A 14,035-nucleotide genomic window follows, 5' to 3' on the forward strand; every position below is an offset into this window, starting at 1 on the left:
GGCTTCGAAACAACACCAAAAAAATACATATTTCGTCATTTTTATTTGTTTTTTTTAGCCATAAAAGACTTTTACATGGTATCATAGAGATTATAATATTAAAAAGTTAAAATGTGTATATTTAAAAAAGTATATTATGAAAAAAAGGATCTTCCTCTTATTTAGGGATTCAGTTAGGGGGCTTTATATGGCATATATTATAGGATTTGTATTAGTTGTTATTACATTAATTATTGCTGGATTAATTTTACGAAAGCGCGTATATGATGAGGTTGATCGCCAAGAAAGCTGGAAAATGGATATTATGAATCGAAATATCACATCAGAACTTTCGCGAATTAAGAACTTAAACTTGTCCGGTGAAACACAAGAAAGGTTTGAATCGTGGAAAGAGCGATGGGAGTCTATACTCACAAAGGAATTACCAGATATTGAAGAATATTTATTTGATGCAGAGGAGTCTGCTGATCGTTATCGGTTTTCAAGTGCTAAGAAAACGCTCCGTAAAGCAGATCAAATCTTACAATCTATCGAAAAGGATATTGAAAAAATCCTGCTTGAGTTAGAAGAATTAATGGAATCAGAGGAGTCTAGTAGAAAAGAAATAGAGCACATTCAACCATTAATTAAATCAATGCGAAAACAGCTTTTACATAATCGTTATCAGTACGGTAAAGCGGAAGTGCGTTTTGAGGTTGAATTAGATGAACTAGATGAACAATTAATGCAGTACCATGAGCTAGTTGACTCAGGAAATTACATAGAGGCAAAAGAGTTAGTTGCTAAATTAAAAGCAGATTTAGAAATATTAAATGAACAAATAGAAGAATTTCCATCCCTTTATAAAGCATGTAAAAATGAACTTCCTGGTCAAATGGATGAACTATATGCAGGATTAAAAGAGATGAAGGAAGACGGGTATCGCATTGAACATTTAGGATTTGAAAAAGAAATTCATTCGTACCAAGAGCGTTTAATAGATAGTGTGAAAGAACTCGAAAAAGGAGATTTTTCTGAACCTAAAGCTTTGATTACCGAGTTAGAAGAAAGAATTCAAGAAATGTACCATCTTCTTGAAAAAGAAGCTCTTGCTAAAAGTTATATGGAATCAAAAGTCCCTACCTATCAAACGTCATTAGAGCAAATAGCTTCTACCTTTGAAGAAACAAAAAATGAAGTAGAGCAATTGAAAAAGACGTATTATTTTGATGATCAGGATATGGAAAAATATCTAAACCTAGACAAATCAATATCACAACTTAAAAAGCAATTTGTGGAATTGAAAGATGGGTTAGTTTCAGACGTTGCTCACTCGGAATTAAGAACTCAATTAGATCAGGGATTTGAGCAACTCGAATCACTGCAACAGGATCATGAGGAGTTTAAAGCAAGTATTTTTAACTTACGTAAAGATGAATTAGAAGCAAAAGAACAGCTATCAGAAATGCGTGATCAAATTTACCATGCATCTAGAAAACTAAAGAAAAGTAATATTCCCGGAGTTCCAACTTTTATTTGGGATTTAATGGAGGAAGCAACAGAAAAAAGTAATCGTGTACTTGAAGCGTTGGAAAAGCAACCACTGGATATTTCTGAAGTACAAAAGACATTAGCTGAATCAAAAGCAATGATTGACAATGTAATGGAACAAACAGATAATATGCTTGAACAGGCCTATTTAACAGAACAAGTAATACAATACGCAAATAGATATCGGAGTAAGTACCCTTTTCTTGCTGCAAAATTAGCAGAAGCGGAGAATTTATTCCGTTCCTATGAATATGAATTAGCTTTAGAACAGGCTGCTGTAGCTATAGAGGAAGTAGAGCCTGGTGCACTAAAGCGGATAGAGGAAAATAATACGATTCTATCTTCGGTTTAATGACTTTACATGCTAAATACAAAGGCTGCCTTATGAAAAGAGTGCATAACATCTTTTCAAAAGACAGCCTTCTATTTTTGAGCAATTTTTTATCCCGGATATAATGGAATCCCGAAGTATAAGTGGGTATGAAGATCTCCACCACTGATTAATATTTCAATTTATGCTACAATCATGCAACGAAATCACTAGGTTTTCTAAATTTCGTAAAAAAGGCTAAGATAATAAGAAGAGAGGAGTATCATCGATGATCTATTTAGATAATAGTGCAACTACGAAACCACATCCAGAAGTATTAAAGAGCTTTCAACAAGTTTCAGACAAGTTCTTTGCTAATCCCTCTTCTATTCATCATCTTGGGGGAGAAACGGAAAAATTATTACTGAAGGCAAAGCAACAAGCAGCTCAAATCCTACAAGTTGATCCAGAAGAAATTATTTTTACATCCGGTGGTACAGAAGGAAATAATATAGCTATTAAAGGAATAGCATTACAGCATCAAGGTAGAGGAAAACATATTATTACTTCTGAAATTGAACATCCTTCCGTTTATGAAGCATGCAAAAGTTTAGAACAACTAGGATTTGAAATCACCTATTTACCTGTAGACCAGAATGGTGTTGTATCTATTGAAGAATTAGAAAAATCAATTCGTAACGATACGATCTTGATTAGTATTATGCATGTTAATAATGAAATAGGAACCATACAGCCAATTAAAAAAATAGGAGAGATTGCTAATAAGTATCCTAAGCTCTTCTTTCATGTAGATCATGTCCAAGGATTAGGGAAAATACCAGTCGATCTTAAGAGGTATGGCATTGATTTATGTACCATGTCTGGACATAAAATAAATGGTCTGAAAGGAACGGGGATATTATATAAGAGTAAGCGTACGAAACTCTTCCCATTATTTCATGGTGGAGAGCAAGAGGGGAATGTGCGGTCAGGTACAGAAAACTTAGCTGGGGCAGTTGCAATGGTTAAAGCATTACGATTGATTCAAGAACGCCAAAAAAATGAAAAAAATAAACTATATAATTTACAACGCTATTTACGTGAAGAACTAGAAAAAATAGAAGGTGTAGAAATTAACTCTCCGCCACATGGAGCTCTACATATTATGAACTTTTCTGTTCCAGGGATCAAACCTGAAGTTATGATTCACATTCTAGGTGAGCAAGATATTTATATATCAACTAAGTCAGCTTGTTCATCCAAGCATTTAGATGAAAGTAGAATTGTAACAGCGTGTGGATTAGGTATCGAGCGATCAAAGTCTGCTTTACGAGTCAGTCTCTCCTATGATAATACGCAGGAAGAATTAGAGATATTTCTAAATAAATTTAAGAAAGCAATTCAACAACTAAAAGAAGTTATGGAGTAGATAATTATGCAATATGATCATATTTTAATACGTTATGGAGAAATAGCATTAAAAGGAAAAAATCAAAAAAAATTCTTAGTAAAGCTTCAGGAAAACATCCGTCATAAATTAAAGGAATTTCCTGACGTAACCGTAAAAAGAACGCAGGGTAGAATGTTTGTTATCTTGAACGGGCAAGACCCTCATGCGGTAATAGAAAAATGTAAACATATATTTGGAATTCATAGTTTCAGTTTAGCTATAAAAGTAGAAAATAATCTAGATAAAATAAAACATGCTGCATTATTTGCGTTACAAAATGGGAAAGACGTCAAAACATTTAAAATAACAGTTAAACGAATTAATAAAAACTTCGATGTACGTTCTCAGGAGATGAACCAAATTCTCGGAGGTCATTTGTTGACAAATACACAGGACTATAAGGTAGATGTTCATCATCCAGACCTTGAGATAAAGGTTGAAATACGATCTGAGGCAACTTATATTACATCGGGAGTGGTAAAAGGGTTAGGAGGTTTACCTGTTGGCACATCGGGTAAATCGTTACTACTACTTTCCGGAGGTATTGACAGTCCTGTAGCCGGATATTTAGCTATGAAACGTGGAGTGGAAGTAGAAGCCATTCATTTTCATTCACCACCATTTACTAGTGAGCGAGCTAAGCAGAAAGTAATTGACCTAGCAGAAAAACTAACTAGGTATGGACAAAAAGTTAAAATTCATATGGTTCCATTTACAAAGCTTCAGCAACGTATTTTTCAAGAGACACCTGATGGGTATGGTATGACCGTTATGCGTCGGATGATGTTACGAATTAGTGAGCAAGTATGTAAAAATGAAGGCATATTATCTTTAACAACTGGTGAAAACCTAGGTCAGGTTGCAAGTCAAACGATGGAGAGTATGAATACAATTAATGAAGTTACAAATTATCCCATTCTTCGTCCGTTAATAACCATGGATAAGGATGAAATTATTGATATTTCACGTGAAATCGATACATTTGATATCTCTATTAGACCTTATGAGGACTGCTGTACTATATTTGTACCAAAAGCGCCTAAAACGAAACCGAAGAAGGATCGTGTTAATTATTTTGAGGAAAAATACGATTATCAGGAATTAATTGATGAAGCAGTAAACGGTATCGAAATAGTTGAAATATCAGATGAAAAGCAGGTGAAAGATGATGCGTTTCAAGACTTGTTTTAACGTATCGAAGATTGAAATGATTGGATTTCCAACAAATTAGTAAAACTAACAACACTTACCAGTTAAAAGAGTGAATGAATTACCTCCTAAACTCACATTATAAGAGTACCAAGGAGGTGATATACCATGGCAAACAATAATAATAATAACCAATTGGTAGTCCCTGGTGCACAACAAGCATTAGACCAAATGAAGTATGAAATCGCATCAGAGTTTGGTGTAAATCTTGGTGCTGACACAACTTCTCGTGCTAACGGTTCAGTAGGAGGAGAAATTACTAAACGTCTAGTTCAAATGGCTGAACAACAATTTGGCGGACCACAAGCTTAATCAATTAGAAATTGAATAGAAATGGCTCAAGGACTATTCCATATGGAATAGTCCTTGTTTTTAATCTATAAAAAGGTTCGTTTAACACGGTCCCAGTACGAGTTATTTTTTAATTTAACAGTTTTGATGACTTTATCACTTAATGTAATTGTTATATCTTTTATGTTCTTGATGGAGTATGCTTCGTTGTCAAATCCGATGACTGGATAATCATTTCCATCTTGTATAATTTCAAGTTTTAATGTTCGTTCTTTTCCGAGCACAAATGATGAACCTAATGTACGATAACGGTTATTGTTTAATGAAGCTAATTCTGTAACTTGAAAGCTTGGAATTAAGGGATCAATAACTGCACCATTTGTTGATTTATTATAGCCTGTACTTCCTGTTGGTGTTGCTACAATTAGCCCGTCTCCTCTAAACGTTTCGAAATGGTTATTGTCAATAATTACTTCCATCGCAATTGTTTTAATAATAGAAGATCGAATACTAACTTCGTTTAAACAATCGAATGTTGATTCTCCATTTACAGTTCCTTGTAATACTGGGAACCTTCTTACTTCCATTTCTTCATGTTCCATGGTATGTAACATTTCATCGAAATTATCTAAGTTAAAATCACAATATAATCCTGATTCATTGTCTTTGGTAATACCTACATATAAACAATCTTGTCGAAAACCGGTTTTACGAACAGCCTGTAAAAAAGCGCCATCTCCTCCAACACTAATGATTATATTAGCATCTTTATCATCAGAAACGATTGTAAATCCATTCTTTTTTGCTAGCTGGAGTAAAGGGTCTAGCTTTTGTTTAAGTTCATTGTCATATTGATAAAAATATATATTTTTTCTATTAGACATGGGTAACTTATGAGCCTCCTCCTACATATTTTTAAGATAATTTTACCATTCTTGAGAAATTATTTCTAATTCATACATAATCAATACATATAATTGGAAAAATGTAACATGATAACAATTAAAAGTCTGACTTACTTATATATGGATAAGAAGCTATTTATGTACGAGTCTTTAAAAATGGGAGTTGAATGAACATTGGTGTGGGTAATCATTGCAATTATTATTTTGATACTCATGACGATCATGCTGCTATCAAAAATGTATATATCATTTTGTTATACATATAAAAAGCATGCCCATGAAATTCATATTACGGTAAAAATTTATCAATTAAGGCTCTTTTCAAAAGAATGGTGTATTAAAAGGGATGAGGATATAGATATTCTGGATTTAATTGGTGAATTAGATGCATCTAGTGGAATGGAGGGATTCAAAAATAGCTTTAAATATGGGGTAGAGAACATGAAAATTGGATTGAAAATCATAAAACGACTGTTAGCCAAATCATACTTTCATGAACTGAATTGGCAAACGACAATTGGTACTGGTAATGCTAGTTCTACAGGTATATTAACTGGTGGAATGTGGACGTTAAAGGGATCGATTATAGCTTTACTAAACGAGTTAGGAAATGTAACAGGACATCCGATTATCTCAATCAATCCTAATTTTCAAATGAAACAACTAGAGTCTAAAATTGATTGCATTGTATCAATTAGAATAGGACAAGCTATATACACGGTTTTTAAAGCAGTACGAAAAATTCCTGTAAAAAAGGAAGCTTATATAAGTTAACTATTAAAATTTAGAAATCGTTTTTAAGGAGGATCATCATGGAAGAACATCCAATTCAAGGTTTAATGACGACTGCAATGGAAAATTTAAAAGATATGGTAGAAGTAAATACAATTATTGGAGATGCCATTGAATCTCCAGATGGTAGTGTCATTATTCCTGTTTCAAAGCTTGGTTTTGGTTTTGCTGCAGGTGGAAGTGAATTTGTAGCTAGTAATTCACAAGGTTCAGATAGTGAAAGTAATTCCTCATTACCTTTTGGTGGTGGTAGTGGTGGAGGAGTTTCGATTACTCCTGTAGCTTTTTTAATTGTAACCCCAAAAGGAGTAAAGATGGTACACTTAGACGAAAGCACTCATATTTATGAAAAAATGATTGATTTCGCACCAAAGGCAGTCGATAAGATTCAACAAATGTTAAAGAATTCAGGTCAGTCTCAAAAAAGCGATGAATCAAATAAGGGTAAGGACAAGAAAGAGAAGGGTCAAAAGGATAAGCAGAAAGAAGATAATAGTGATGATGATGAGTCCATGGCTTATGATATATAATTTTTATAGCAGATGATTGGACAATTATTTATTACATCCTCATAATTAAAAGTGAACATTATTCGATATAGGAGGAATGAATATGGCGAACGTTACATTCCATCAAGACCCAGTCACACTATTAGGGAAAGAAGTTAAAGAAGGAGATCAAGCTCCAAATTTTACAGTTTTATCTAATGATTTAAATGAAGTTACTTTACATGATTACAAAGGTAAAATCAAACTTATAAGTGTTGTTCCGTCTATTGACACAGGTGTTTGTGCAGAACAGACAAAACGATTTAATGACGCGGCAAAAAAATTAGATAATGTTCAAGTTATTACGATTAGTATGGATTTACCATTTGCTCAAAAACGTTGGAAAACGGTTAATGAAGTTAAGGATTTGGAAATTTTATCTGATCATCGAGATGGAAACTTTGGTGAAAACTATGGGGTTTTAATTAAAGAATTACGATTATTAGCACGTTCCATTTTTGTTGTCGATTCTGATGATAAAGTTTCTTATGTGGAGTATGTTGAAGAAGTTTCTAATCATCCAGATTATGATAAAGCATTAGATGCTGCTAAACAAGCAAAGTAAGTGTTTACATTGAAATGAAACTCTCTTTCGACCCTGTCGAGAGAGGGTTTTTCTTTGTACAGAAGTGCTATCTATTTGGTACAATGGATACGCTCTAGAATGAACGGAGGATTGGTTATGGAAAAATCAAACGTAGAAACACTATTTGAATGGATGGATAAAACAACACAGATGATTGAGCAGCATGAAAAAGAGCCATATTTAGATAGTTTAGCAATTACATTAGAAACTTTTTTCTATCAAAGTGTAGAAGATACGATGGACGATATTTTAACACATAAGTTGGAACAAGCTATAAAAGAAGTTGACATAAATTCGTATCTTCCAGAGGAGATTCGAAAAGCAATTCAATTTGCAGTATTAAAAGGAATGAGCAACACAACTCAACAGCAACATATGATAACACCTGAATCAGTTGCATTAATAATTGGGTATATTGCAGAAAAATTAACAAAAGACAAAGAAAAAGTTCGAGTATTTGATCCTGCAAGTGGTACCGCAAATTTACTTACGACTGTGATCGGCCACCTAGGGGATAAAGTAGAAGCTTTTGCTAGTGAAGTAGATCAAACGTTAATTAAATTGGCTTTAGTAAGTGCAAACCTACAAAAAATGCAAATAGAGTTCTTCCATCAAGATAGTTTACGTCCGTTTTTAATAGACCCATTGGATTTGATTGTTTCTGACTTGCCAGTAGGCTATTATCCTGACGATATTCGAGCAAATGACTTTGAATTAAAAGCTGACGAAGGTCATTCATATGCACACCATTTATTTATCGAACAAAGCTTACAGTATACAGTTGACGGAGGGTATTGCATATTTGTAATTCCCAACTTTTTATTTGATAGTGATCAATCAGATAAATTAAACCAGTATATCCATAAAGTTGCTCATGTTGTTGGTGTCCTTCAGTTGCCGGAAACAGCTTTTAAATCGGAGAAAAATTTAAAAAGCATATTAATTTTGCAAAAGAAAGGAGAAAATACAACTGCGCCTAATCAACCATTACTAGTTACACTACCTTCATTAAAAAATACGAAGGCAATGGAAGATATATTAGGACAGATGAATAATTGGTTTACATCATACAAAAGTTAAGCACAATTAGGAGTGAAACAAAATGAGTAATGTATTAGCTATTAATGCTGGAAGTTCATCCTTGAAATTTCAATTAATGCAGATGCCGGAAGAAACTGTATTAGCAATAGGACTAGTAGAGAGAATTGGTTTAGAGGATGCTGTCTTTACCATTGAAGCAAACGATAATAAAGATAAACAAGTAACGGAAATTCCTGATCACGAAGTAGCAGTAAAACTACTATTAGAAAAACTAATGGCATCAGGGGTTATTTCTTCATTTGATGAAATAGACGCAGTTGGTCACCGTGTTGTTCATGGAGGAGAAAAATTTAGTGATTCTGTGAAAATTACGGATGAAGTAATTCGTGAAATCGAGGAAATTTCTGACTTGGCACCATTACACAATCCTGCAAACTTAACTGGAATTCGTGCGTTTAAGGAAGTGTTACCTAATGTTCCAATGGTAGCTGTTTTTGATACAGCCTTCCATCAATCGATGCCAGAAAAGTCATTTCTTTATAGCTTGCCTTATGAATACTATGAGAAATATGGTATCCGTAAGTATGGCTTCCATGGTACTAGTCATAAATATGTATCACAACGTGCCTCTGAATTACTTGGAGTTCCTTTAGAGCAATTACGTTTACTTTCATGTCACCTAGGAAATGGAGCGAGTATAACTGCTATTGAAGGTGGAAAATCTATTGATACTTCTATGGGCTTTACCCCATTAGCAGGTGTTACAATGGGAACGCGCTCGGGTAACATTGATCCAGCATTGATCCCTTATATCATGGAAAAAACAGGACAAACTGCAGAAGAAGTTATTGATGTATTAAACAAAAAGAGTGGTATGTTAGCTTTATCTGGTTTTTCAAGTGACTTACGAGATATTGAACAACAAGCAGAAGAAAATAAACGTGCGGAGCTTGCTCTTGACGTTTTTGCTGGTAGAATTCATAAGTACATTGGTTCTTATGCAGCTAGAATGTCAGGGGTAGATGCAATTATTTTTACGGCTGGTGTTGGTGAGAATAGTGCAACTATCCGTGCAAAAGTACTTAAAGGATTAGAATTTATGGGAGTGTATTGGGATCCTGCTTTAAATAATACACGTGGAAAAGAAGCGTTTATTAGTTATCCGCACTCACCAGTAAAAGTAATTGTTATTCCAACGAATGAAGAGGTAATGATTGCTAGAGATACGATTCGACTTTCATAGTAATTAAAAATCAAGGTTTTGCTATAATAAAGCAGAGCCTTGTTTTTGTTTTATGATGGTTGGTAATGGTGTGAGAGTCCTATCTGAATCAGTTGGACTGCGGATCCAGGTTCCGTTAATAGGTGAAAAAGTTGCTCTAGAGAGGATGGAGTGGATCCTCGTTCCACTAAATGCATCAAAACAGATGAATTTGTATTGAAAAGGTCAAATAACGGAACGATCCGAGATCATGTCTAAAACAAGGAATTTATAGCAAATAGCGGAATGAAGATTCAACAAAAACACTGGAGCGATCCTGGATCCGTTAAATCCAAATTGGTGTTATAGCACCCGGTTTGAGACAGCGCAGAAAGCAATATCTATACCGAAGCGGAATTACTTCGGGGTTTTACAAAGGGAGGGGAAAGAATGTCGGTTCATGATCATATGAAAAATAAAACAAGTGTTAATTGCATGGTGATAACTATTAGTGACACAAGAAATCATGACACAGATAAAAGCGGAACATTAATGAAAGAACTTCTAGAAGAAGCAGGACACCATGTGTTAATTAGAGAAATTGTTACAGATGAGTTTGATGCCATTCAAAAGCAAATCCAAGCAGGATGTGAAAATCCTATGATAGAAGTTATTTTAACAAATGGTGGTACTGGAATTGCGAAAAGAGATGTTACGATAGAGGCTATAAAACCTATGCTTGAAAAAGAAATTACTGGTTTTGGAGAAATATTTCGTATGATAAGTTATCAAGAGGATATCGGTTCAGCAGCGATCCTATCTCGAGCTATTGCAGGCGTTCGTAATTCAACAGCTATTTTTGCTACACCTGGTTCTTCTGGGGCAGTGAGACTTGCAATGAAAAAAATCATACTTCCTGAGCTTTCTCATGTAGTTCGTGAAATTAAAAAGGATTTATAATTGTCGATAACCGATGTTCTTTCCAATACGTTATGGGAAAATTTTTGGATACAGGTGTAATTAAAAAGGAATCGGCATAAAACCGATTCCTATCTTACAATTAATACGTCACAAGAAGCGTAACGCGTAATGCTTTCAGATACACTACCAATTAAGAAGCGTTCTACTGCATTCATTCCAGTTGCACCACAGATGATAAGGTCTGCTTGACAACTTTTAGCAATATCTTTTGCTATTTTAACTTTTGGAGAGCCATACTCTATACATCGAACAATATTGGTAATGCCTACTTCTTTTGCATTTTCGACATAACTATCAATTAAGTCCTTTGCATATTCTTCTGCTCGTTCTCCGAGAGTTCGGTCATAAGCTTCGGCGGTAGCAAACGTTCTTGAATCAACTACGTGAGCAAGAATCAGTCGAGCATTATTTCTTTTTACAATTGCTAAGGCTTTTTTAAACGCTTTTTCAGAAGCTTCAGATCCATCCACAGCAACAACAATATTATTGTACTCGAACTCCATATCTTCTTCCTCCTTCTTGCCAATCTCCTTACACTATTATTATAATATAAAAACGCTTACATTTGGTAAAAGAATACAGGACAATGTTACAGATTTTTGTACACACTAATATAGAAACCTCATAATGAGGTCGTCAACTTTTGGAGGTGAACGTGTTGGCTAAAAAGAATAATCAAAAAGTAGTTGAAGACAGGCAAGGTGTAGCTGCAGTTCAGAATCAGTTATTTCAAAGTTATCAAAGTGGTGTAGTTGAGGATCAAAAGCATAATAACATTGGGGTTTGGCACTTTAATAACCGTAAAGCTTAATGAAAAAATTACAATCCACCCAAAAAAAGGGTGGATTGTTTTAAAGCTATCTAATATATTTAATATGAGAGTGCTTTTTTTGGTATACTTTGGTACAATGAAAGTGCTTACATAACTATCATATAGGGAAGGATGAAATAGATGTTTATCGGGGTACCAAAAGAGATAAAAAACAATGAAAACAGAGTAGCAATTACACCAGCAGGAGTATTATCATTGAAAACTGGAGGACATGAGGTAGTAGTGGAAGCGGGAGCAGGATCTGGTTCCGGTTTTACAGACGATCAGTATCGTGAAGCAGGCGCTACCATTGTTCCAACTGCAAAAGAGGCATGGGCACAAGAAATGGTAATGAAGGTAAAGGAGCCCCTCCCCGAAGAATATGAATATTTTTATGAAGGATTAATATTATTTACATATTTACATCTAGCTGCAGAGCCTGGTTTAACAAAAGCACTTATAGAGAACAAGGTAGTAGGGATTGCATATGAAACCGTTCAATTGCCTAATGGTGGTCTACCTTTGTTAACACCAATGAGTGAGGTTGCGGGAAGAATGGCAGCACAAATTGGGGCACAATTCTTAGAAAAATCTAAAGGTGGAAAAGGAGTACTATTAGGTGGTATTCCTGGAGTGAAACGTTCTAAAGTTACCATTATTGGTGGTGGTGTCGTTGGTATGAATGCAGCTAAAATTGCAATTGGATTGGGTGCGAATGTTACAATAATTGATTTAAACCCAGAACGTTTACGTGAGTTAGAGGATATATTCGGTTCTTCTATTAATACGATTATGTCTAATCCAATGAATATTGCAGATTCTATAGCTGACTCAGACCTTGTAATTGGTGCAGTATTAATCCCTGGAGCAAGAGCCCCTCGACTAGTTAATGAAGAGATGGTTCAAGCGATGACAGAAGGTTCCGTTATTGTAGATGTTGCAATCGATCAAGGCGGTATCTTTGAAACAGTAGATCGTATCACAACACATGATAATCCAACATATACCAAACATGGCGTATTGCATTATTCTGTAGCAAATATGCCTGGGGCTGTTCCACGTACTTCGACAATTGGATTGACAAATGTTACCGTACCATATGCATTACAAATTGCTAATAAAGGTTATAAACAAGCATGTTTAGACAATGGATCTTTATTAAAAGGAATTAATACAATAGAAGGTTATGTAACCTACCAAGCTGTTGCTGATGCACATGGTTTGGAATACGATAATGTAATGGAGCATTTGAAATAATAGTAAAAAGGACTGACTCTTTAAAGAGCCAGTCCTTTTGTATTTTCAATCGATTGAGGTATTTTTTTCTGCTTATTTAGAAATGATAGAAAAAGTTCCCATGAGATTTTCATGGGAAGTGATCATCTCATATTGCCAACTTGCATGTACCATTTTCAACTTCCCTGTTGGAACTATAAGTAAAGGGTGCAGATCGTTGCTTACATACTCCTTTACACGTTTGATTGCTTAACACGAGGTATCAAGAGCACCTTTTCCGTTATTTTCTGAAACCTTATTCAAGGAGATGCGTATTACTAAGTAAGTAGTTCTACCACTTAATAAAGGAGGAGCATTTGATGTTCAGATTTTTTAAGAGAATGAAGACTGTCGTTAGTTCGGAATTAAATGCCATGTTGGATAAAGCCGAGGATCCAGTAAAAATGTTAGATCAGTTTATGAGAGAAATGGGTGACGAAATACGAGAAGTAGAGTCAGCTGTTGCTAAACAAATTGCCAATGAAAAAATGCTCAAACGAAAAGCAGATGATGCTAGTGCAATGGTAGAAAAAAGACAGAATCAAGCTGAAAAAGCAATTGAAGCAGGGGAAGAGGACTTAGCCAGAAGGGCACTTCAGGATAAAAAGGAATATGAAGGTCAAGAAAGTTCACTCCATGCATCGTGGGAACAAGCCAAAAATGATACAGAAGTACTTAAAAGTAAACTAGACGAAATGAAGAAAGAATATCAACAAATGCAAATAAAGAAAGATTCATTGAAGGCACGCGCTGAATCAGCTAAAACAAGAACAAGACTTAATCGAACCATGTCATCTATTGGTGGAGATGAGTCCAAACAAGGCTTTGAACGAATGGAAGAAAAAGTAATGCGATTTGAAGCGGAAGCAGAAACATCCGAGGATTTAAAGCAAGCAAGTCGTACATTAGACGATGAATTTAAAAAGCTAGACAATGATGTAGATGATGAATTAGCAGCTTTAAAAAAAGCAATGGGAAAAGAATAGACGGAAGGGCTTGCTCTTGAAGCAGGCCCTTCTTTGGATAATGGAAGTAAAAACATACGTATGTATATGTTTAACTAAACCATTGGCTAGCAGATTCTATGATAAAAAGGTTAATAAAT

Annotated in this window: 15 protein-coding genes; 13 read left to right on the plus strand and 2 right to left on the minus strand. The window is 34.7% G+C overall.

The genetic code is table 11. From position 1 onward, the window contains the following. Positions 1 to 187 precede the first annotated feature (187 nt). From ezrA to GMD78_RS00290, 4 genes are all read left to right on the plus strand, one after another. Entirely contained in the window at positions 188 to 1,882 is a 1,695-nt protein-coding gene (gene ezrA / locus GMD78_RS00275) for a septation ring formation regulator EzrA (RefSeq protein ID WP_155666005.1), read from the plus strand. 247 nt (positions 1,883 to 2,129) lie between these two features. Next, positions 2,130 to 3,269 (plus strand): cysteine desulfurase family protein, encoded by a 1,140-nt coding sequence (locus GMD78_RS00280; RefSeq protein ID WP_155666007.1) that lies wholly within the window; start codon positions 2,130 to 2,132, stop codon positions 3,267 to 3,269. Between the two features lie 6 nt (positions 3,270 to 3,275). After that, entirely contained in the window at positions 3,276 to 4,481 is a 1,206-nt protein-coding gene (gene thiI, locus GMD78_RS00285; RefSeq protein WP_155666009.1) for a tRNA uracil 4-sulfurtransferase ThiI, read from the plus strand. Positions 4,482 to 4,607: 126 nt separating this feature from the next. Then, positions 4,608 to 4,811, plus strand: coding sequence for an alpha/beta-type small acid-soluble spore protein (locus GMD78_RS00290; protein ID WP_155666011.1), 204 nt, complete (start codon positions 4,608 to 4,610; stop codon positions 4,809 to 4,811). A 65-nt stretch (positions 4,812 to 4,876) separates the two neighbouring features. Here the strand turns inward: GMD78_RS00290 and GMD78_RS00295 are convergent, their stop codons facing one another. Next, positions 4,877 to 5,674 carry an NAD kinase gene (locus GMD78_RS00295; RefSeq protein ID WP_155666013.1) on the minus strand — a complete coding sequence of 266 codons (798 nt, stop codon included), beginning with the start codon at positions 5,672 to 5,674 and terminating at the stop codon, positions 4,877 to 4,879. Between the two features lie 198 nt (positions 5,675 to 5,872). Here GMD78_RS00295 and GMD78_RS00300 point away from each other — a divergent pair, with 198 nt between their 5' ends. From GMD78_RS00300 to GMD78_RS00330, 6 genes are all read left to right on the plus strand, one after another. Next, entirely contained in the window at positions 5,873 to 6,469 is a 597-nt protein-coding gene (locus GMD78_RS00300) for a DUF2953 domain-containing protein (protein WP_343042075.1), read from the plus strand. 38 nt (positions 6,470 to 6,507) lie between these two features. Further along, entirely contained in the window at positions 6,508 to 7,017 is a 510-nt protein-coding gene (gene ytfJ, locus GMD78_RS00305; RefSeq protein ID WP_155666017.1) for a GerW family sporulation protein, read from the plus strand. An 82-nt stretch (positions 7,018 to 7,099) separates the two neighbouring features. Next, positions 7,100 to 7,600: a thiol peroxidase gene (gene tpx / locus GMD78_RS00310; RefSeq protein WP_155666019.1), complete on the plus strand. Its 501-nt coding sequence runs from the start codon at positions 7,100 to 7,102 to the stop codon at positions 7,598 to 7,600. A 117-nt stretch (positions 7,601 to 7,717) separates the two neighbouring features. Next, positions 7,718 to 8,701 carry a class I SAM-dependent methyltransferase gene (locus GMD78_RS00315; protein ID WP_155666021.1) on the plus strand — a complete coding sequence of 328 codons (984 nt, stop codon included), beginning with the start codon at positions 7,718 to 7,720 and terminating at the stop codon, positions 8,699 to 8,701. Between the two features lie 22 nt (positions 8,702 to 8,723). Further along, positions 8,724 to 9,905 (plus strand): acetate kinase, encoded by a 1,182-nt coding sequence (locus tag GMD78_RS00320; RefSeq protein ID WP_155666023.1) that lies wholly within the window; start codon positions 8,724 to 8,726, stop codon positions 9,903 to 9,905. 408 nt (positions 9,906 to 10,313) lie between these two features. After that, positions 10,314 to 10,823, plus strand: coding sequence for a MogA/MoaB family molybdenum cofactor biosynthesis protein (locus GMD78_RS00330; RefSeq protein ID WP_155666027.1), 510 nt, complete (start codon positions 10,314 to 10,316; stop codon positions 10,821 to 10,823). An 89-nt stretch (positions 10,824 to 10,912) separates the two neighbouring features. On the opposite strand, the gene GMD78_RS00335 is transcribed toward GMD78_RS00330, so the two are convergent. Next, complete coding sequence (locus GMD78_RS00335) at positions 10,913 to 11,347, minus strand: universal stress protein (RefSeq protein WP_155666029.1); 435 nt, start codon at positions 11,345 to 11,347, stop codon at positions 10,913 to 10,915. Between the two features lie 155 nt (positions 11,348 to 11,502). Between GMD78_RS00335 and GMD78_RS21270 the strand changes: the two genes are divergently transcribed. The 3 genes from GMD78_RS21270 (at position 11,503) to GMD78_RS00345 (ending at position 13,916) form a co-directional block, all read left to right on the plus strand. Further along, entirely contained in the window at positions 11,503 to 11,655 is a 153-nt protein-coding gene (locus GMD78_RS21270) for a hypothetical protein (RefSeq protein ID WP_196493683.1), read from the plus strand. Positions 11,656 to 11,796: 141 nt separating this feature from the next. Then, entirely contained in the window at positions 11,797 to 12,912 is a 1,116-nt protein-coding gene (gene ald, locus GMD78_RS00340; protein ID WP_155666031.1) for an alanine dehydrogenase, read from the plus strand. 338 nt (positions 12,913 to 13,250) lie between these two features. Then, on the plus strand, positions 13,251 to 13,916 hold the full coding sequence (locus tag GMD78_RS00345; RefSeq protein WP_155666033.1) for a PspA/IM30 family protein: 666 nt from the start codon (positions 13,251 to 13,253) through the stop codon (positions 13,914 to 13,916). Positions 13,917 to 14,035 lie beyond the last annotated feature (119 nt).

The organism is Ornithinibacillus caprae (genome assembly GCF_009728145.1).
Classification (GTDB): Bacteria; Bacillota; Bacilli; order Bacillales; family Amphibacillaceae; genus Ornithinibacillus; species Ornithinibacillus caprae.